This is a genomic window from Streptomyces sp. NPDC059816 (genome assembly GCF_042732055.1).
GTDB lineage: Bacteria > Actinomycetota > Actinomycetes > Streptomycetales > Streptomycetaceae > Streptomyces.
The window spans coordinates 128,767-148,603 of record NZ_JBHWIQ010000013.1; the positions used below are offsets into that span (position 1 = coordinate 128,767).

Annotated in this window: 13 protein-coding genes; 7 read left to right on the forward strand and 6 right to left on the reverse strand. The window is 69.6% G+C overall.

What is annotated here, in order from left to right; genetic code table 11:
• Positions 1-80: 80 nt before the first annotated feature.
• Complete coding sequence (locus ACFV88_RS18830; RefSeq protein ID WP_385492570.1) at positions 81-1,592, reverse strand: protein kinase; 1,512 nt, start codon at positions 1,590-1,592, stop codon at positions 81-83.
• A 559-nt stretch (positions 1,593-2,151) separates the two neighbouring features.
• Here ACFV88_RS18830 and ACFV88_RS18835 point away from each other — a divergent pair.
• Complete coding sequence (locus ACFV88_RS18835) at positions 2,152-4,179, forward strand: M4 family metallopeptidase (RefSeq protein WP_385492573.1); 2,028 nt, start codon at positions 2,152-2,154, stop codon at positions 4,177-4,179.
• An 84-nt stretch (positions 4,180-4,263) separates the two neighbouring features.
• On the opposite strand, the gene ACFV88_RS18840 is transcribed toward ACFV88_RS18835, so the two are convergent.
• Positions 4,264-4,944 (reverse strand): pyridoxamine 5'-phosphate oxidase family protein, encoded by a 681-nt coding sequence (locus ACFV88_RS18840; protein ID WP_385492574.1) that lies wholly within the window; start codon positions 4,942-4,944, stop codon positions 4,264-4,266.
• A gap of 387 nt (positions 4,945-5,331) precedes the next feature.
• Between ACFV88_RS18840 and ACFV88_RS18845 the strand changes: the two genes are divergently transcribed.
• Positions 5,332-7,551, forward strand: a complete 2,220-nt coding sequence (locus tag ACFV88_RS18845) for an NADP-dependent isocitrate dehydrogenase (protein ID WP_385492575.1) — start codon at positions 5,332-5,334, stop codon at positions 7,549-7,551.
• Between the two features lie 304 nt (positions 7,552-7,855).
• The gene (locus ACFV88_RS18850; protein WP_385492578.1) at positions 7,856-8,482 is read left to right on the forward strand and encodes a TetR/AcrR family transcriptional regulator; all 627 of its coding nucleotides are present in this window, start codon (positions 7,856-7,858) and stop codon (positions 8,480-8,482) included.
• A 52-nt stretch (positions 8,483-8,534) separates the two neighbouring features.
• Here ACFV88_RS18850 and ACFV88_RS18855 read toward each other — a convergent pair whose 3' ends face one another.
• Together ACFV88_RS18855 and ACFV88_RS18860 are read right to left on the reverse strand one after the other, a co-directional pair.
• Complete coding sequence (locus ACFV88_RS18855) at positions 8,535-10,280, reverse strand: ABC transporter ATP-binding protein (RefSeq protein ID WP_385492581.1); 1,746 nt, start codon at positions 10,278-10,280, stop codon at positions 8,535-8,537.
• Positions 10,277-11,980 carry an ABC transporter ATP-binding protein gene (locus ACFV88_RS18860; RefSeq protein WP_385492583.1) on the reverse strand — a complete coding sequence of 568 codons (1,704 nt, stop codon included), beginning with the start codon at positions 11,978-11,980 and terminating at the stop codon, positions 10,277-10,279. Before ACFV88_RS18860 ends, ACFV88_RS18855 begins: the two co-directional genes overlap by 4 nt.
• A 251-nt stretch (positions 11,981-12,231) precedes the next feature.
• Here ACFV88_RS18860 and ACFV88_RS18865 point away from each other — a divergent pair, with 251 nt between their 5' ends.
• The 4 genes from ACFV88_RS18865 (at position 12,232) to ACFV88_RS18880 (ending at position 16,492) form a co-directional block, all read left to right on the forward strand.
• Positions 12,232-13,173 (forward strand): ABC transporter substrate-binding protein, encoded by a 942-nt coding sequence (locus ACFV88_RS18865; protein WP_385492585.1) that lies wholly within the window; start codon positions 12,232-12,234, stop codon positions 13,171-13,173.
• 9 nt (positions 13,174-13,182) lie between these two features.
• Positions 13,183-14,289 carry a FecCD family ABC transporter permease gene (locus ACFV88_RS18870; protein WP_385492587.1) on the forward strand — a complete coding sequence of 369 codons (1,107 nt, stop codon included), beginning with the start codon at positions 13,183-13,185 and terminating at the stop codon, positions 14,287-14,289.
• Positions 14,286-15,095 carry an ABC transporter ATP-binding protein gene (locus ACFV88_RS18875; RefSeq protein ID WP_385492590.1) on the forward strand — a complete coding sequence of 270 codons (810 nt, stop codon included), beginning with the start codon at positions 14,286-14,288 and terminating at the stop codon, positions 15,093-15,095. The genes ACFV88_RS18870 and ACFV88_RS18875 overlap by 4 nt, the downstream gene beginning before the upstream one ends.
• Before the next feature lie 908 nt (positions 15,096-16,003).
• The gene (locus tag ACFV88_RS18880) at positions 16,004-16,492 is read left to right on the forward strand and encodes a response regulator transcription factor (protein ID WP_385492593.1); all 489 of its coding nucleotides are present in this window, start codon (positions 16,004-16,006) and stop codon (positions 16,490-16,492) included.
• A gap of 242 nt (positions 16,493-16,734) precedes the next feature.
• On the opposite strand, the gene ACFV88_RS18885 is transcribed toward ACFV88_RS18880, so the two are convergent.
• Together ACFV88_RS18885 and ACFV88_RS18890 are read right to left on the reverse strand one after the other, a co-directional pair.
• Positions 16,735-17,793 carry a methyltransferase gene (locus ACFV88_RS18885; protein WP_385492595.1) on the reverse strand — a complete coding sequence of 353 codons (1,059 nt, stop codon included), beginning with the start codon at positions 17,791-17,793 and terminating at the stop codon, positions 16,735-16,737.
• A gap of 262 nt (positions 17,794-18,055) precedes the next feature.
• The gene (locus ACFV88_RS18890) at positions 18,056-19,606 is read right to left on the reverse strand and encodes a BBE domain-containing protein (RefSeq protein ID WP_385492597.1); all 1,551 of its coding nucleotides are present in this window, start codon (positions 19,604-19,606) and stop codon (positions 18,056-18,058) included.
• Positions 19,607-19,837 lie beyond the last annotated feature (231 nt).

Genomic DNA, 19,837 nt, shown 5'->3' on the forward strand with positions numbered 1-19,837 from the left:
TGCGCGGCTCGACCGGTGCCGGCCCCGGGCCTGCGGTCCGTGTCCCCGCTCCGGCCCCGGTCGGGCCGCCGGCCGGCCCGTCAGGCGCGTACGACGATCGTCGCACTGGCCCGCTCGTGGAGGAGCCGGTGCCTGGTGCGCTTGCGCAGCAGGAACATCAGGTCGACCAACAGGACGAGGACCAGCCACTGCCCGCCCGCCTCAAGTGCCCAGAGGCCCGCCAAGAGCCCCCAGAACACGCTGGCCCGCCCCAGGGCCCTCCACCCGGGTCGGCGATGGGTGGTCCGGTGGACGACCCGCAGCCCCACCAGGCGCTTGCCGATCGTCCTCCCGAACAGGCCGACGCCGAGGAGCTCGTACACGAAGGCGAACGCGAACGTCAGTTGCGCGCCGTCGGCCACCGAGGGGTCCGTCGAGGGTCCCAGGGAGCTGTCCAGGATCATGATCACCGGCAGGGCGACCTGCGAGAGGAGCACCAGGTCGATCAACCGCGCTCCGAGTCGCTGCCCGAACCCGGCCGGTCGGACGGGCGGCGGCTCGGGCTCCGCAGGGACGGAGGGGAGATCCACGTAGGTGGCCGGCACCGGTACGGGACCCGTGGGGGCGCCGTGCACCCAGGGCGCGGGGTGCACCGGAGCCGGGTGCACCGGAGCGGGGTACGCGGGCGCGGTGACGGAATGGTGGTCAACCGCCGTCGCCTGACGGGGGAGCGGGGCTGCCGGCGGAGGCTGGGGCGGGAACGCGGGCCGGGAGGGGTCCAGGGCGTGGGCGAGCGCCGCGTGCATCGTCGTCGCGTCGGCGAACCGGTCCTCCGGCCGCTTCGCGAGTGCGGTGAGCACCACCGCATTGACCTCCGGGCTGAGGCCCGGGCGCAGTTGCGAGGGCGGCACCGGCGGCTTCTGGATGTGGGCGAGGAGCACCACGAACGGCGAGTCGCCGCGGAACGGGGGGTTCCCGGTCAGCAACTCGTAGAGCAGACAGCCCACGGAGTACAGATCGGAACGCGCGTCCGTGCCGTTGCCGTCGGCCTGCTCCGGCGAGAGGTAGGACGGAGTCCCCACCGAGACCCCCGTGGCCGTCAGCCGGGTGGAGGTGTCCGCGAGCAGTTGGGCGATGCCGAAGTCGAGGACCTTCACCCGGTTCCGGCTGCCCGTGCCCCCGGCGAGCGGCCCGACGACCATCACGTTGGAGGGCTTGATGTCCCGGTGCACGACGCCCTGGGCATGGCTGTGCTCCAGCGCCTCCAGGATCTCCAAGGTGATCCGCACCGCCTGCTCGGTGCTCAACTGCCCCGCGGCTGCGATCTCGGCCAGGGTCCTCCCCCGGACCAACTCCATCACCAGGAACGGCATGGGCGGGTCCTGCGTCTCGTCCTCACCGATGTCGTGCAGGACCGCGATCCCCGGATGGTTCAGCCGGGCGATCGTCCGGGCCTCCCGGTGGAAGCGGGTCCGGAACTGGGACTCCCGCAGGAACTCGGGCGGAAGCACCTTCACCGCGACCTCGCGGCCCAGATCGCGATCGACGGCCGCGTACACCACGCCCATCCCACCCCGTCCGAGCGTCCCCGTGACCTCGTACCTGTCCGACACGCTTTCCACCCGCACCCCCCAGTGCACCTCGCGTCCCCACCGCACTCCCTGCGTGGACACCCATTATGACGCCCGTGCGACCCCCCGCGCGCAAAGCCCGGACGGCGGCCGGGACGGCGCGCGGATCGTCGGCTCCGGAGCGGACCCTGACGTTCCGTCCACCTCGCCCGGGCACCGGACCGTGCCTTCTGGCCACTACCCGGACGGGCGCCGGAGCCCCCGCGCCCAGCGCCCCGGCGGACCGTGCGACGACGTCCGAACCGGTGCCGTTGCCCGGACGGCCACCCCGCGCCGCACACGGGATACGGCCAAGTCCCCGTGTCCCCACCTGGCGCACACCCCCCTCCAGTGTCAGGCTTCCCGCGGTGCCAACCCCCTCGCGCCCCGGCGGTCCCTGAGCCGAAGCACCGCGCCACTCATGCACCACCGGCGCATGCACCCCGTGTCCTCCGGAAGGGATCGACACCACCACCGCACTTGACGTCCCTGCCCGTTCGGCACACCCCGTCGACGGGTCCTGTTCCGGCCGTCACGCACGGTCGGCGCGCAAGGAGTTGATATGAGACGGATCTCCCCCAGGGCCTCGGCCGCCGGAGCCCTGCTCGCAGGTGTCGCACTGATCGCCCTGGCCGTTCCCTCCGGCACGGCCGGTGCCGCGCCCGTCGGGCCCGCCCCGTCGGCCCCGCAGCCACGTGCCGGCGCCCTGCCGGTGAAGCTCGACGCCCAGCGCCAGGCCGCGTTGCTGTCGCGGGCCAAGGCCGACCGGGTCGAGACGGCCACCGCCCTCGGCCTGGGGCGCAAGGAGCGACTGCTGCCCCGCAGCGTGCTCCAGGACGCCGACGGCACGGTGCACACCCGCTACGAACGCACTTACGAGGGCTTACCCGTCCTCGGCGGCGACCTGGTCGTCCACAGCACACCGTCCGGAGCCACCGAGGGCGTGACCAAGGCCACCAGCGCCCGGTTGGCCGTTCCCCGCACCGCTGCGACCCGCAGCGCCACCACCGCCGGCGCCTTCGCCCTGGCCAAGGCCGAGTCGGAGGGCACCGACCGCGCCGAGCTCCACCGCAAGCCGCGCGCGGTGATCTGGGCGGCCTCCGGACGTCCGGTCCTCGCCTGGGAATCCGTGGTGCACGGCACCCAACCCGACAGCACCCCCAGCGAACTCCACGTCATCACCGACGCCACCACGGGCGCCGAGCTGTACAGCTACGAGGCGGTGAAGCGGCACAGCGGCATCGGCCACAGCCGGCACAGCGGTCAGGTCACCCTCGGCACGTCCCGGTTCGGCTCGCTCCACAACCTGACCGACACCGGCCGCGGCAGCCACCGGACCTACGACCTCACGGGCCTGTCGTCCGGGGAAGGCACCGGGAAGCTGCTCACCGACACCGACGGGGTCTGGGGCGACGGCACCTCGACGAGCAGACAGACCGACGCCGTGGACGCCGCCTACGGAGCCCAGGCCACCTGGGACTACTTCGCCGAGGTGCACGGTCGTTACGGCATCCGCAACGACGGCGACGGGGCCAGCTCCCGCGTCCACTTCCAGGAGGGGTACCGCGGCGCCTTCTGGCGGGACTCCTGTTTCTGCGCGACCTACGGCAACGGCGGCACGACGCCCTACACCTCCCTCGACACCGCAGCGCACGAACTCGCCCACGGCCTCATCGACAACACGGCCAAGCTGAGCTACTACGGAGAGTCCGGCGGCATCGCCGAGGCGACCGGTGACATCTTCGCGGCCGCGGTGGAGTTCCACGCGGACAACAGCCACGACGTGGCCGACTACACGACCGGGGAGAAGGTCGACGTCGGCGGACTGAACCCGCCGCTGCGGCACATGGACCGCCCGGCCAAGCGAGACCGGAGCGCGAACTACTGGCACCCCCGTTTCGCCTCCAGCTCCAATCCCGGATACACGGCGGGTCCGGCCACCCACTGGTTCTACCTGGTCTCCGAGGGCAGCGGCGCCAAGACGATCAACGGTGTCTCCTACGACAGCCCCACCCACGACGGTCTGCCGGTCACCGGGATCGGACGGGCCGCCGCCGAGCGGATCTGGTACCGCGCCCTCACCCTCTACATGACGTCCACCACCGACTACGCCGGCGCCCGCGCGGCCACCCTCTCCGCAGCCGCCGACCTCTACGGCGCGGACTCGGCCGTCCACCGCGGGGTGATGGACGCCTGGGGCGCCGTCAACGTCGGCGTTCGACCCGGCAACCCCGCCCCCCGGCCGCCCGGCCCCGTCTTCACCAACAACGACGACGTCCCCCTGCCCGTGTTGCCCGCCGCAGCCGAGTCGCCGATCACCGTCAGCGGCGTCCCCGGCAAGGCGCCGAGCATCCTCCTCGTCGACCTGCACACCGTCGGCGACCCGAGGGCGGCGCTCGAACTGGTGGCACCGGACGGCACGGCCTACCCCCTGGCGAACGGTCCCTGGTTGGAGAACAGCCCCTACGTCGCCACGCTCGGCGTGGACGCCTCGGCGGAGACCGCCAACGGCACCTGGAAACTGCGGGCCCGGGCCGGGGCGTACTCGGATCCCGGCGCCTACATCAACAGTTGGACGCTGTCCTTCTGATCCCGCGCTCCGTCCTTCGCACCTGACCGGGGCGGCGGGCACGAGGGTCGTCCCCGCGTGCCCGCCGCCCCTCGCCCGGTGCGTTCAGCCGAGCCGGGCGCCCACCCGGGCGGCGATGTGGGGCGGCACCGCGATGCCGTCGGGGAGGGTCGCGTCGGCCTGCTCCCTGCCGACGGTCGTCACCAGCGGCAGGGAGCCGGCCCATATCGGGAGGGCGGCGTCGGGGCCGTCGCCGTCGTCGGGACCACCCTGACGGACCTTGACGGAAGCCTCCTCCAGGGACAGGGCGAGCAGCACGGTCGCCGCCAGTTCCTTCCGACTGGGCCGGCGCGCGTAGTCCCACTGCCCGGGTGCGCTCTGCTCGGTGAGGCACCGCAGACCGGCGAGCTTCTCGGCGGGGTCGGTGACGAGCCGCGGGACGCCGTAGACCATCGCGCTGCGGTAGTTCACCCCGTGCTCGAACACCGATCGGGCGAGCACCAGGCCGTCCACGTGGGTGACCGTCACGCAGACCGTCGCCCCCGGCGCGGCGACCAGGCTCCTGCTGGCCACGGAACCGTGGAAGTACAGGTGGAGCCCGTCGGCCCCGTACACGGTCGGCACCACCATCGGATGGCCGTCGACCACCACCCCGAAGTGGCACATGAACCCCGCGGCCAGGACGGCGTCCAGCACTGCGCGGTCACCGCTGCCCTGCTCCCGCAGTCGGCGATGACGTGTGCGATCGGTTCCGGGCAGCTCCGGCGACAGCGGGTCCTGCTTCATATCGGCTCTTTCGTCCGTACCGGCCTGAAGCCTTCCGCCGGACGCACCACGGGCGCGCCCCTAGCGGAAGGCTCTCGCGACACTACCGATTCAGTCATTGCAAGGCCATGACTATGGCGAAATTCGTTGCATCAAGGTGACTGAACAACGAAATTCGTCGCAAGTGAAGGAGGGGTGGCTCCGTGCACTCCCGGTCTTCGGGGTCGGGCAGCGGCGGGCGATCGCCTCGATCCCGACGGTGATCACGGCTCCGAGCCCGGACCGCGCACCCCGCCGCGCGGCCGGCGCATCACCGTGCGGGAACAGAGGTGCGGGGGGCGGTGTCAGAAAGACCCGATCACGAGATATCTTGATGTCGAGACGATGTAGCCGTGAAGCGGAGTACTGGTGACTGACTCGACCATCATCTATACGCACACCGACGAGGCTCCGGCCCTGGCGACGCACTCGTTCCTGCCTGTGGTCCGGGCGTACGCTGCGACGGCCGGGATCAGTGTCGAGAGCCGTGACATTTCCCTGGCCGGGCGGATCATCGCCAGCTTCCCCGAGCACCTCGAAGAGGCCCAGCGCATCGACGACGCGCTCGCCGAGCTCGGTGAACTGGCGAAGCAGCCCAACGCCAACATCATCAAGCTGCCGAACATCTCGGCCTCCATCCCGCAGCTGAAGGCCGCGGTGGCCGAGCTCCAGCAGCAGGGCTACGCGCTGCCGGACTACCCGGACGACCCGAAGACCGACGAGGAGCGGGAGATCCGCGCCCGGTACGACAAGGTCAAGGGAAGCGCCGTCAACCCGGTGCTGCGCGAGGGCAACTCCGACCGTCGCGCCCCCGCGTCGGTGAAGAACTACGCCAAGACCCACCCGCACCGCATGGGCGCCTGGACCTCCGAGTCCGAGACGAACGTCGCGACCATGGGCGAGAACGACTTCCGCTCCACCGAGAAGTCCGCGGTGATCACCACGGCCGGTGCCCTCCGCATCGAGCTGGTGGGCGAGGACGGCTCCACCACCGTGCTGCGCGAGTCGGTGCCCGTCCTGGCGGGCGAGGTCGTCGACGCCTCCGTGCTGCGCGTCGCCGCCCTGCGCGAGTTCCTGACGGCCCAGGTGGCCCGCGCCAAGGCCGAGGGCGTGCTGTTCTCGGTGCACCTCAAGGCGACGATGATGAAGGTCTCCGACCCGATCGTCTTCGGCCACGTCGTGCGCGCCTTCTTCCCGAAGACGTTCGCGCAGTACGGCGACACGCTCGCCGCGGCCGGCCTGACCCCGAACGACGGCCTCGGCGGCATCTTCAAGGGCCTGGAGGCCCTGCCGGAGGGAGCCGAGATCAAGGCGTCCTTCGACGCCGAGCTCGCCGAGGGCCCGGAGCTGGCGATGGTCGACTCCGACAAGGGCATCACCAATCTGCACGTCCCCTCGGACGTCATCGTCGACGCCTCCATGCCCGCCATGATCCGCACCTCCGGCCACATGTGGGGTCCGGACGGTCAGGAGCACGACACCCTCGCGGTGCTGCCCGACAGCAGCTACTCCGGTGTCTACCAGGTCGTCGTCGACGACTGCCGCGTCAACGGTGCCTTCGACCCGTCCACCATGGGTTCGGTGCCGAACGTCGGTCTGATGGCGCAGAAGGCCGAGGAGTACGGCAGCCACGACAAGACCTTCGAGATCCCGGCCGCGGGCACCGTCCGTCTCGTCGACGAGCAGGGCGACGTCGTCCTGGAGCAGCCCGTCGCCGTCGGTGACATCTTCCGCGCCTGCCAGACCAAGGACGCCCCGGTCCGCGACTGGGTCAAGCTCGCCGTCACCCGCGCCCGCGCCACCGGGGACCCGGCGGTGTTCTGGCTGGACGAGACCCGCGCCCACGACTCCGTGCTCATCGAGAAGGTCAAGACGTACCTCCTGGAGCACGACACCGACGGGCTGGACATCCAGGTCCTGTCCCCGGTCGAGGCGACCAAGCTCTCCGTGGAGCGCATCCGCCGCGGCGAGAACACGATCTCCGTCACCGGCAACGTGCTGCGCGACTACCTGACGGACCTCTTCCCGATCCTGGAGCTGGGCACCAGCGCCAAGATGCTGTCGGTCGTCCCGCTGATGGCGGGCGGCGGCCTCTTCGAGACGGGCGCCGGCGGTTCCGCGCCGAAGCACGTCCAGCAGCTCGTCAAGGAGGACTACCTGCGCTGGGACAGCCTGGGCGAGTTCTTCGCCCTCGCGGCCAGCTTCGAGCACCTCGCGCAGACCACGGGCAACGCGCGTGCCCAGGTCCTCGCCGACACCCTCGACCGTGCCACGGCGACCTTCCTCAACGAGGACAAGTCGCCGACCCGGCGCGTCGGCGGCATCGACAACCGCGGCAGCCACTTCTACCTGTCGCAGTACTGGGCGCAGGAGTTGGCCAAGCAGACCGACGACGCGGAGCTCGCCAAGGCGTTCGGCCCGCTCGCCGAGACGCTGACCGCCAAGGAGCAGACGATCGTCGACGAGCTGATCGCGGTCCAGGGCAAGCCGGTCGACATCGGCGGCTACTACCAGCCCGACCCCGTCAAGGCGGCGGCCGTGATGCGTCCGTCGACGACCCTCAACGAGGCGATCGCCACCCTCGGCTGATCGACCGACCCGTGAGTGCCCGCCCCGACCGCACCGGTGTGGTCGGGGGCGGGCCGTCATCGGCCCCGCCGGGCTCCCGCCCGGCGGGGCCGATTGCTGCACCGTGGTCCCGCGTCACGTCGACGTCCGGAGCCCGGGCCGTTGATCCACTGTTATCGCACGGCAAATGGTGAATGAGCTTCAGTCGAATTGACCAATATGGGCAATGACGTGCCCAACTGCCATTGGTGCATCCCGAAATGGCGTGGTGAAGGAGACTCGCCCTTTGCCGACAACGTCGCCGGTGAACGCGTAAACTGCACGGATGAGTCAGCGTCGATCAACGCGGGGCCGCCCGCGAACCAAACCCGCCGAGGAACGGCGTGCCGACCTCCTCGACGCAGCCGAGAGAGTGTTCGCCGAGCGCGGAATTGACGCTGCGCGAATCGACGAGATCACGGAGCGCGCGGACGTCGCCATCGGCACGTTCTATCTGCACTTCGGATCGAAGCGTGACCTCATGCTCGCGTTGCAGGCCCGCTTTATCGATCGGCTGGTCGAACGGCAGCACGCAGTGGTGCAACACCTGCCCGCCGACGACTGGATCGGACGCTTGGACGCCTGGCTCAGCGATGCGGTCCGTGTTTACGTGGAGCATGCCGAATTGCACGACGTGCTCTACGGACACACCCCCATCAACGCCAAGACGGATATCCAGGTCAGTCCTGAGAACCCGCATGTCGAAGCGTTCCGACAACTGATTGCGGAGCGCCCGAACCCGCCGTCGGACGCTCCGAACCCCGCCATGGCCGCGAGTTTGATCTACAGCGCCTGGTACGGGGCCACCCATGCGCTGCTGCACCACGAGGCCGAGGACATCGACCGGCTGGCCGACGAGCTCATCGCCGACATCACCGACCTCGCACACCGTTACCTACGCGTCGAGAACTGACCGCTGTGAGCTGCCGACGACCTCGTGCGGGGGTCGTCGGCAGCGGCGCGGATCAGAGGGCGGCGTTGGCGATGCGCCAGTGTCGCGCCCGCTCGTACTGCTGACTCAGGCGCGCGAACGCCCCGCCCGTGCGCAGCAACTCCGCGGGCGTGCCGGACTCCACCACGCGACCGTCGTCCAGCGAGACCACGTGATCCGCGGCGGCCAGGGTGGCGGGACGGTGGGCGATGACGATCACCGTGCGGTCGGGGCTGTCACCGAGGTTGGCGATGGCCTGGGTGATCGCGGCTTCGTTCTCGGGGTCGAGCGCGGAACTGGCCTCGTCGACGAGCACGATGCGCGCCCGCTTGAGGATCGCCCGGGCGATCGCGACGCGCTGGCGTTCGCCGCCCGACAACTGGGCGCCGCCCTCACCCACGCGGGTGTCCCAGCCATCGGGCAGGCGCTCGATCACTTCGTCGAGCCGGGCCGCGCCGGCCGCCTCCTTGAGCTCGTCCCAGGTCGCCTCCGGGTGCGCCAGTCGCAGATTGTCCTCGATGGTGTCGTCGAACAGGTAGACGTCCTGGAAGACGATGGCGATCTCGTCGAGCAGGGCCGCCTGGTCGAGTTCGCGCACGTCGACGCCGCCGACGCGCACCTGTCCCGAGTCGACGTCGAAGAACCGGGCGATGAGCCGGGTCACCGTCGTCTTGCCGGAACCCGACGGTCCGACCAGCGCCGTGGTGGTGCCCGGCCGGCAGCGCAGGGACACGTCCTTCATCGCGGGGGCGTCGCCGCCCGGATACGTGAAGGTGACGTTCGAGAACTCGACGTCGGCCTCTTCGACCCGGTTCACCGGCTCCGCCGGCATCGGGAGGGTGGGCGTGGCCAACAGCTCCTCGATGCGCCCGATCTGGTTCCGCATCGCGCGCAGGGCCCCGATGAGGTCGATCAGATTGCCGAGCGGCTCCAGGAAGCGGGAGGCCAGCACGAGCAACGCGATCGCCTCGGCGACCTCGATGCGCCCGCTCAGCATGAGCTCGGCGGCCAGCGCCAGCACCGCGATGAACCCGCCCATGATCACGCCGGTGTAGACGAAGAACGGTCGCCGTGCGCGACGCATGCCCTCCCGGTAGGTCTCGCGGTGGTCCTCAAGTGCGGCCCGCATGCGGGGCGTGCCGTCGGCGTGGCCGGCCGCCCGCAGGACGGGCTGGGCCTGACCGAGCTCGATCGCCCGGCTGGCGACCCCGGTCGCCGCCCGCTCCAACTCGATCTCGGCGATCTCGGCGATCCGTGCGGCACGCTGGAGCGCCCAGAAGGCGACCAGGGCGATCGCGCACAACAGCAGCGCCATCCGCCAGTCGACCACGAAGGTCACGGCAACGACCGTCGCCGGCAGCAGGGTCGAGGTGATCGCGGGTCCGGCCACGGTCACGGCCAGGTGCGCGGCGTTGCCCACGTCCGCGGTCACCCCGCGCGCGAGCCGTGCCTTGTGCTCGGCGGTGAACCACCCCAGCGTCAACGTACTCACATGGCGCATCAACCGTCGACGCAACTGCGCCGCGAGTGCGCCCGACGCCTTGAAGCCCACCGGGGTGGCGATGATGCTCAGCACCGCGTACGCGACCGCGCCGACCGCGCCGAGAACCAGCCACGGGGTGGCCGCGCCGACATCGGGTTCGGGTCGGACGACGGCGTCCAGGATCGGGACGAGCAGGGCGAGCAGCAGGCCCTGGAGAATGGCCTGCGCCCCCGTGAGCAGCCACAGGCGGGCCAACAGCTTCGGCTCCGGCCAGAGTCGGTACAGCCGGCGGATCATGCGAGCACCCCTTCTTGTGCGGCCCACATCCGGGCGTAGAGCCCGTCGAGCGCGAGTAGTTCTTCATGGCCGCCCCGTTCGACCAGCCGTCCGCCGTCGAACACGAGGATCTGATCGGCGCCGGCGATCGTGTGCAGACGGTGGGCGATCACGATCACCGTCTTGCCGATCGCCAAGGTGGCGAGTGCCTCCTGCACCGCCGACTCGCTGTCGGCGTCCAACGCGGCCGTCGCCTCGTCCAGGACGACGATCGGCGCCCCGGACAGGATCGCCCGCGCGATCGTCAGCCGTTGGCGCTCACCGCCGGACAGGCCGCCCCCGTTCGCGTCGAGGAGCGTGTCGTACCCCTCGGGCAGAGCCTCGACCACCTCGTGGATCTGCGCGGCGACCGCCGCCTGGCGGACCTCTGCGTCGGTGGCGTTGGGCCGGCCGATGCGGATGTTCTCCTCCACGCTGTCGCGCAGCAGCGCGACGTCCTGGAACACCAACGACATCGAGGCCAACAGATCGGCCGACCGGATCGAGCGCACGTCGACGCCGCCGATCCGGACCGCGCCTTCCGTGACGTCGTAGAAGCGCGGCAGCAGGCTCGTGAGCGTCGTCTTGCCGGCGCCGGACGGTCCCACGATCGCCGTCACCTGGCCCGGTGCGCACACGGCACTGACGTCCTCGATCGCGTTGGTCACCCCGTCGTAGGAGAACGAGACGCGGTCGAACTCGACGCCGTGGCCCTGCGGCGTCTGCGGCTGTTCCGGCTCGGGCAGCGAGGTGCGGGCCAGCAACTGCTCGATGTTGGAGGCGCCCATGCGGCCCTTGCGCACGCCCTGGGCGGCGCTCACGGCCGGCAGGATCGAGTTCGGCAGTCCGACCGCGACCACCAGGAACGCCACGAGGTCCGCGACGCCGAGCGATCCCCGGTCGACAAAGACCAGCCCGACGGCCGTCACGGCGGCGAGGACGGCCATCTCCGAGCCGAACAGCCGGGATGCCGCAGAGCTGTAGCGCACCTCGGCGACCCAGGCGGCGAACGCATGGGTGTGCTCGTCCACGGCGTCGTCGAAGCGGCGCAGGACACGACCCCCGGTGCCGAACGTCTTGACCACCTGGATGCCGTCGGCGTACTCGACGCTGGCGGCACTGATCCGTGCGTCGGCGGCGACCAGTCGGTTCATGTGAGTCGTCATGGAGCGCATCGAGATGCGGTAGAAGATGCCCATCACGCCGAGGACGCCGAGCACGACCAGCGCCATCTTGACGTCGACGAAGAACAGGTAGCCGGCGCCGACGGCCACCACCGTGACCGCACCGGTGAGTTGACCCAGCGCGTGCGCGATGACCTCGTGCATCTCTTCCAGGTCGCCCGTCATCGCCCGCTTGACCTTGCCCGAGCCAGAGGCGCGGAACCAGCCGAGCGGCAGCGTGCCGAGGTGGCGCACGATCCGCACGCGTACGTCGTGCAGGATCGCCGCGTCCGCGTAGTGCCCCACACGAGCGGACTGCACGAACAGCACCAGCCACAGGCTGGCGCCCGCAGCGCCGATGCCGACCCAGGTCCAGATGGCCGAGTGCGACCCTGACGGGTCGTCGAGCATGAGTCGTGAGATCTCGGCGACGGCGATGTAGGGCACGATGCCCGCCGCCGCGCTCAAGGTCGAGAGGATCGCGCAGACCAGGAGATGGGTCCGGATCGGAGCCAACATGCGAAACAAAGCGCCCGGGCCGGCCAGCCCGGGCGTCTGTGATGTTGATGATTTCATTAGGGTACCCTAACATGGCGACTGAGTCTCATTCAATAATGTGCACACCGTCTCGCCGTGCTTTTTTCCGTTGAAGGGAACGTCACTTCATGCCCCATCCGCACCTTGACCATCAGTCACGTAGCCGTAGACCGCGCGTTGTTCCGAACCGGCTTCGAGCCGCCCTGCTCAGCGCCCTCGTCGCACTCGCGGCCGTGGGGTGCGCAGACACCGACGACGGCTCCGGCGAGGCGGACGGCTTGGGCGCGATCACCTTCAAGTCCTGCGGCAAGACCTTCGAACTCGACCGTGCCCCGAAGCGCGTGGTGATCACCACGGACGCCCTCGCCGACACCCTGTTCGCGCTCGGAGTCGGAGACCGGATAGTCGCCAAGACGCGCGGCGAGTCCGCACCCGCCCCCGAGCTGAAGAAGCGCCTGGCCGCCCTCCCCAGTCTCGGAACGCGCAATCCGAGCACCGAGGCGCTGGTCGCCGCCAAGCCCGATCTCCTGATCACCGATCAGATCGAGAAGGTCTCCGGCAACCAGGGCAGCCCGACCATCGCCGAGCTGAAGAAACTGGGCATAGCGACCTACGTGGTCAGCGGCGGCTGCGCCAAGGACCTCGCCGCGGACACCTCCGGACTCGCGTCGTTGGACGCGGACCTCGACCAACTCGGCACCATCTTCACGGTGGAGAAGCGCGCGGATGCGCTGACCGACCGCCTGCACGGCAAGCTCGACGACGTCCGCAAGCGCATCGCCGAGCAGCCCCAGCGCAAGGTCGCGGAGATCTCACGCGTCGCCGGCCAGCTCTACGTGACCTCGGGCGGCCTCTCGAACGACGTGCTCAAGCGGGCGGGCGGCACGAACGTCTTCGCCGACCTGCCGGGACAGTTCGCACCGATCAGCGCCGAACAGATCATCGCGCGCAACCCCGGGGCCATCATCGTCGACGACTTCACCGCGTCGACGCAGGGGCAGCAGGAGTCGATCGAGTTCCTGAAGCGGACGTTCCCCCACACCGACGCCGTCAAGAAGGGCCGCATCCTCGCGATCGACTCGGCCAAGACCGGCGCACGCGGCAGCACCAGGCCGGTGGACGGTGTCGTCGATGTCGCACGCTTCCTGCACCCCAGCGCGTTCCGCTCGCAGTAGGGATCCGCGATGTCACAGCACACACCGGCCCCGACGGCGGCCACCGAGATCGAGGGGCGCTCGAAGAGCACCCCTCGGGGGACGTCCGGCCGCAGCGGCTGGCGCACCTCCCTCCCCATCGTGGTGCCGATCCTGCTCCTCGTCCTCGTCGTCACGGTCTGCGTGGCCGTGTCGATCGGTTCCGTCGGCGTGCCGCTCAAGACCGTCACCACGGTCATCGCCGATCACCTGCTCGGCGCCAAGACGTCCGCCACCGTCATGGACGATCAGATCGTGTGGAACCTGCGGCTCCCGCGCGTCCTGTTGGCCGCGGTCGTCGGCGCGGGCCTGGCCGCCGTCGGCGTCACGCTCCAGGCGACCGTCCGCAACCCGCTCGCCGACCCCTACGTCCTCGGCGTCTCCGCGGGCGCGGGGTTGATGGCCGCCGTGGTGATCACGCTCGGTTCGGTGGCGGTGGCCGGCCTGTCGACCTCGGCCGCGGCCTTCGTCGGAGCCCTCGTGGCCACGATCGCGGTCCTCGGGCTGTCGCGCCGGGCCGGACGGGTCGTCCCGAGCCGTCTGATCCTCGCCGGGGTGACGCTGTCCTACCTGTTCAGCGGCGCCACCAGCTTCGTGATCTTCCGCAGCGCCAACGCGGACGCGGCGCACTCGGTGCTCTTCTGGTTGCTGGGTTCGCTGTCGGCGTCGTCGTGGTCGAACCTGTCGCTGCCGGCGGCGGCCGTACTGATCGCCGGAAGCTACCTGATCCTCCAGACCCGGACGCTCAACGCACTCGCCGCCGGTGACGACGCCGCGCTCTCCCTCGGCGTTTCCGTGCACCGCGCCCGCATCCAGCTCCTGATCGTGGCCTCGCTCCTGACCGGTGTGCTGGTTGCCGTGTCCGGTGGCATCGGCTTCGTCGGGCTCATCGTTCCGCACCTGGTGCGCCTGGTCGCCGGCCCCGACCATCGACGGCTGCTCCCGATCGCCATGCTCCTCGGAGCGATCTACCTCGTCGCCGTCGACCTGCTCTGCCGCATCGTCGTCCGCCCGGAGGAACTGCCCATCGGCATCGTCACCGCCCTGCTCGGCGCACCGGTCTTCCTCTGGCTACTGCGGCGCTCGGAGGCGTCATGAGACTCTCGTTGGCGGGCGTGAGCGTCCGGCTCGGCTCCACCCCGATCGTCGCCGACTGCGACCTCACCGTCGACGACGGCGAACGCGTCGGTCTCGTCGGGCCCAACGGAAGCGGCAAGACCTCGTTGCTGCGCACGATCTACCGGGCCCTCGACCCCGTAGCCGGCAGGGTCGAACTGGCCGGCGACGACGTGCGGGGGCTCAGCCAGCGTGAAGTCGCACGCCGCGCCGCCCTGGTCGCCCAGGAGAGCACCCCGGACTTCGACTTCACCGTCGAGGAACTCGTGGCCATGGGCCGCGGACCCTGGCTCCGGGCGTTCGAAAGCACCACCGGCCGTGACGCCGCACGGATCATCAGCGCACTGGAGCGCGTCCGGTTGGCCGACCACCGCACACGGCGGTTGTCGACCCTGTCCGGCGGCGAGCGACAACGGGCCCTGGTGGCCCGGTCACTCGCGCAGGAGAGCCCGCTGCTGCTCCTCGACGAGCCGACCAACCACCTCGACGTGTACGCCGCACTCGAACTCCTCGAACTCGTGCGTGACCTCAACCGAGCCACGCTGTGCGTCCTGCACGACCTCAACCTCGCGGCCGCCTACTGCGACCGGCTCTACGTCCTGCACGAAGGGCGCATCGTCGCAGACGGTCCGCCCGCGGAAGTGCTGAACCCGGAACTCGTCCTGAAGGTCTTCGGAGTCACCTGCACGCATCTGACCCATCCGGCCACCGGCGGCCTGCTCCTCGCGTTCTCACCGCAGCGCGTCGCCCCGCTACCCGCCCGCGCCGAGCGAGTGAAGAACCGATGAGTGCTCCGCCGACCCGCGACTCTGACCGCGGCATCTGAGCAGGGCAGCGCCAGGCACCCAGGGCTGTTCCGCAATCCGTGGGACGGCAGCACGCGACGTCGGACGCGATGGCGCCACGAGGTGAAGGAGCGTCAAAAACCGGGTACATCAGGATGTTTTGACCGGGTGGCGCGCAGCCGTGACTGCGGTCGCGCGCTCGCCGGGGATTGCGGGACAGCTCGTCGACTGATAGGAAGGTGCAATGTGCATGGGTTTCTTGATAGGTATAGGCAATGAACTATGGCCCCTCGGGAAAATGCTGAACGCAACGACCCGTGGTGCCGGTCGCGTGCTCGACGCGGAGGTGATCTGAGCGTCGCCGAGACGGCGTCGCCGCGTGGAGCGCTGTTCACCCCGTGCGGCAAGGCCGTTGAGGCGGGAACCCGCACAGCGAGGAGACCGGTGCGCTGGAGAAAGCGGCCGGAAGATCGACGATCCGGGCCCGGGTCCCGGTGGTCGACCAGGCGAAGGGAGGCGAGCATGCTGCCGAAAACCGTCCCCACAACGAGGAACTCGATGGATTTCCAGGACCCATGACAGGGACCTCGGCCACTGGGGACGCGATATCCATGGAACGTCGGCGCCATCGATAGAGCGGGGAAGTAGTCCCCGCCACGATGGCCCGGACCGACGGCCGTCGCGACATCGTTTCGCCCGTTGACGACAGCCGTGGCCGCAGCCACAATCGCATCCGGGTCCCGGACTCGTACGTCGATGAGTTTCACCACATTGGCCTTCGGATCATTGCCGGATTTCTTAGTTCCACTGGCATCGCGAAGTGACCCACCGAAGTCCGAAGTGCTCGTCAAAATGACTCGTCCAAACGAAAGGCGAATCACCCGGTGATTGATCGTGCGAACGTCATACCGTTGACGGAACGCCAGGACGAAGACGAAGCCCAGGCGGCCATCGCCCAGATCGACGAAGTGTTGACGCTTTTACAGGAGCTCGGTGACATTGCTCGCCGTGCACGGAAGAACCTGGTCGCCCCCCGACACCGGGACCGGGCCGTCCGAGGCAACCAGAACCAGGTACCAGCCCCCGGAACTCCCAGAACCCTGTTGCGGCCCCAGGACGAGACCTGTAGTGAGTCCATCGGAGGGGGAACACGGTCCGGAATTCCCCAGAAGCCGCCGCTGCCCCTCACCCGGCGCCAGAAGGAAGTGCTCAACCTGCTGGCCCAGGGCCTGTCGAACCGTCGGATCGGCCGCTCCCTGCACATCACCGAGCAGACGGTGAAGGCCCACCTGCACATGGTCTACCACAAGCTGGGTGTCGCGGACCGAACGGAAGCAGTGGTCATCGCCATGCGCCAGGGGCTGGTTCCGTACCAGTGCCGGGAGGACACGCCTTCCTGACCCCCGCGGTTCCTCCCCACCGGGAACGGGTTGGGGACGATGACGACGGACCGCTGCTGAACCGCCCCGTCCTCTGTGGCTGACCCCCAGGACCACAGTGCACTCGCTGGATCGTCGGCGGCACCGCCCGCACCGGGCCGCCGGCGATCGGCACCCCGTCCCGCGGCGGAGCACCCTGACGTCGGCGTGCCGGGTGGTGGCGGCAGCGCTGGTGAGCCGACCCCACTGCCGCCACCTCGGACTCAGGGGGTGGTGTCGGGCACGGCCTCGATCAGCGATGCGTTCAGCTCCTGTTCCAGCGGCACGACCCCCGTGACGCGCAGCCCGGCCCGGGCGCAGAGCGCGGTGTACTCCGCCCGGGTGCGCTCCTGGCCGCCGATGGTGACCAGCATGTGCAGGTCCGTCAGGTACGGGTTCTCGATGGCCGCGTGGTTGAGGGTGTCCACGTCGGCGGTGTCGGGCAACACCGGCTCGGCGATGAGCAGCCTCCCGTGGTCCGGCATGGCTGCCCTGACCCGACGCAGGATCACCCAGGCGCGCTCGTCGTCCCAGTTGAGGATGACGTTCTTGATGAAGTACAGGTCGGAGCCCCGCGGCACCTCGGCGAAGAAGTCACCCGCGACCGTGCGGCACCGCTCCTCCAACCCGGCCTTGGCGATGGTCGTCCGGGCCTGCACCACCCCCGCCTCGGTTTCGAGCACGGTGCCCGTCAGGTGGGGGTACCGATCGAGCCAGGCGGCGAGCAGGGTGCCGTCACCGCCGCCGACGTCGGTGACCGTGCTGAAGCGGCCCAGGTCGTAGGCCGAGGAGATCGCCGAGGCCATCTCCTCGGGGAGGTGGCGCTTGCTCATGGCCGCGTGGAACAGGGCGGCCAGCTCCGGCTTGCCCGACATGTAGTCGTAGACCGGCTCGCCGAACTCCGCGTCGAAGGCGGCCCGACCGGTGCGCAACGACTCCTCCAGGTTCAGCCAGTTGCGCTGGAAGACGTGGTGCGTCAGGAATTTGGCGAAGGCCAGCAGGGAGGCCGGGTGGTCGCGGCGGAGCAGGGCTCCCGCCTCGGTGAGCGTGAACCGGCCGGGCGTGCGCTCGGCACACAGGCCGAGCGAGGCCAGGGAGCGCAGCAGCCGCTCCAACTGTTCCGGGGGCAGGCCGCAGGCCGCGGCCAGCTCGACGGATGCGGCCTCGCCGTCGCCGATGCGGTCGGCCAGGTCCAGGCGCGCGGCGGCGCCGATCGCCTGGGTGGCCAGTGTCCCGAAGATCCCCGCGACCACGGTGCGGCGGGCGTCGGCTTCGACCGTCACGACGTCACCGGTCCTTCCCCGTCGGTGTACCGGGGTTCGTCTGCGTACGGTGTCATGCGTGTTCCTTCCTGGAGGCGGGTGCCGCGGAGAGGCCGACGGTCCTGGTCCGCATGAGGAATCCGCCGGGATGCCCGTCGGGTGACGGCTCCGGTGGTCCACCGGTGGCCCTGCGGCCCCGAGTACTCGGGTGGTACGTCGCTCGATCCGTCCCGACCGGTCCGTACGGGGCCGAGGAGCGTTCCTTCGCCGCCCGGCCCGGGTCTCATGCCGTTTTGGTGACGGACAGGGCGTGGTGGAAGACGTTCAACGGATCCCACTTCGCCTTGACTTCCTGCAACCGGGGATAGTTCTCGCCGTAGTACAGGGCGTGCCAGGGGGTGGAAGACGTGTTCCATTGCGGATCTGCCAGATCGACGTCCGCGTAGTTGATGTAGGCGCCGGTGTTGATCCCGTTCGGGACCGGTACTCCGCCGGTCGACGCGTGCACGTCGCGGTAGAACTCCCGGATCCACCGCAGGTGCTCGTCGTCCGCGGCCGGGTCCTGCCACGTCACCATGTAGAACGTCTTCAGCAGGGCGCCCCGCGGTATGGCGGTGGCCTCGGAGGGCACGGTGTTGACCTTGCCGCCGTAGGCGATGTACTCCAGCGCCGAGTAGGTGCCCCGGTAGTCGTCCCGGGTGAGGTGCCGGTAGATGGTGGCGAGCTGCTCCGCATCGTGCGGAGCGCGCAGATCCGCCGATTTGACCTTGCAGCGCAGGGCGAGGGCGGTCGGTCCGGTATCGGGAACCGCCAGGTACCGGGTCGCCGCCAGCCACGGCAGGGTCTGCCGTCTGACCGTCGGGGCGACCCCGACGCCGGCGTTGAGTTCTTCGAGGAATCGGTCCATGCGGGCCTGCGCGTTCGGCGCATCCGCCGGGATCTGCGCGTTCATGGCGATGTTCCCCGCGGACCGGTGCAGACAGTTGACGAGGGCGTACAGGTCGATGTTCGGTGAGTTCGCCGCGCTGTTCGCCAGTTGCCAGTCCGTGAAGTTGCTGATCAACCGGACGAAGTCCGCCTCGGCGAGCCGGTCCCACGGCCAGCTGACCTCTGCGATGTGCAGGGCGTTCGGCGGGTGGGGCAGCAGCTCGGCCGGATCGGTGCCGGACGCTTCGGGGGAACGCATCCAGTACCGGGTGATCACCCCGAAGTTCCCTCCGCCGCCACCGGTGTGCGCCCACCAGAGATCCCGGTTCGGGTCGTCCTCCTCACGGGTTGCCACCACCGTCGACACTTCGCCGTCCCCGTCCACGACCACCACTTCGATCGCGTACAGGTGGTCGACGCTGAGCCCCATCAGCCTGGAGAGGGGCCCGTAGCCACCACCGCTGATGTGGCCGCCCGCTCCCACTCCCATGCAGAATCCACAGGGGACGGTCACCCCCCAGTGATGGAAGAGATCATTGATCATCTTCCCCACACGGGTGCCCGCCTCGATGACGAAGGCACGGCGTTCCCGGTCGAAGCCGACATGGGACATCGGCGAGAGGTCCAGGATCACGTCGACATCGGGTGCGGCCACGAAGTCTTCGCCGCAGTGACCGCCCGATCGCACCGTGATCCTTTTTCTTGCGGTGACCGCCTCGCGAACCGCCTCCTCGACCTGCCGAGGAGAATGAACCAGCCGAAAATAGTCCGGCTTCGCGGTGAACCGGTAGTTGTACGCGCGACGCAGGTTCTCGTAACGGATGTCGTCGGGTGTGACCTTGGTGGAACTTGGCGTTAAATAGGCCGGCCCATTTCCCTCTTCGCCATAGGTGTTGTCATGCTTCATGAGCTGTCCGCCATCTCTACTGTCCGGACCGGAAGGTGGCGCGGTCGCGTAGCCGGTGTGGACTTGTTTAGTCGTCAGATCACCCTACCCTGGCAATGGGGTTGACAATGAGGAACATAAACGAAAGTTCGAGCCCGGCTAAACCTGGAGATCTAAACCCGTTGCCGGTGCGGATGCCCGCCTGTAGCGTCGAGAATCACGTGAAATGAATGAGTGAGTGCGCACCTGGAG

Excerpts from the sequence above, each read along its gene's own strand:
- ACFV88_RS18835 (WP_385492573.1), top strand. The coding sequence starts at position 2,152 with ATGAGACGGATCTCCCCCAGGGCCTCGGCCGCCGGAGCCCTGCTCGCA.
- ACFV88_RS18840 (WP_385492574.1), bottom strand. The coding sequence starts at position 4,944 with ATGAAGCAGGACCCGCTGTCGCCGGAGCTGCCCGGAACCGATCGCACA.
- ACFV88_RS18850 (WP_385492578.1), top strand. The coding sequence starts at position 7,856 with ATGAGTCAGCGTCGATCAACGCGGGGCCGCCCGCGAACCAAACCCGCC.
- ACFV88_RS18855 (WP_385492581.1), bottom strand. The coding sequence starts at position 10,280 with ATGATCCGCCGGCTGTACCGACTCTGGCCGGAGCCGAAGCTGTTGGCC.
- ACFV88_RS18860 (WP_385492583.1), bottom strand. The coding sequence starts at position 11,980 with ATGTTGGCTCCGATCCGGACCCATCTCCTGGTCTGCGCGATCCTCTCG.
- ACFV88_RS18870 (WP_385492587.1), top strand. The coding sequence starts at position 13,183 with ATGTCACAGCACACACCGGCCCCGACGGCGGCCACCGAGATCGAGGGG.
- ACFV88_RS18875 (WP_385492590.1), top strand. The coding sequence starts at position 14,286 with ATGAGACTCTCGTTGGCGGGCGTGAGCGTCCGGCTCGGCTCCACCCCG.
- ACFV88_RS18890 (WP_385492597.1), bottom strand. The coding sequence starts at position 19,606 with ATGAAGCATGACAACACCTATGGCGAAGAGGGAAATGGGCCGGCCTAT.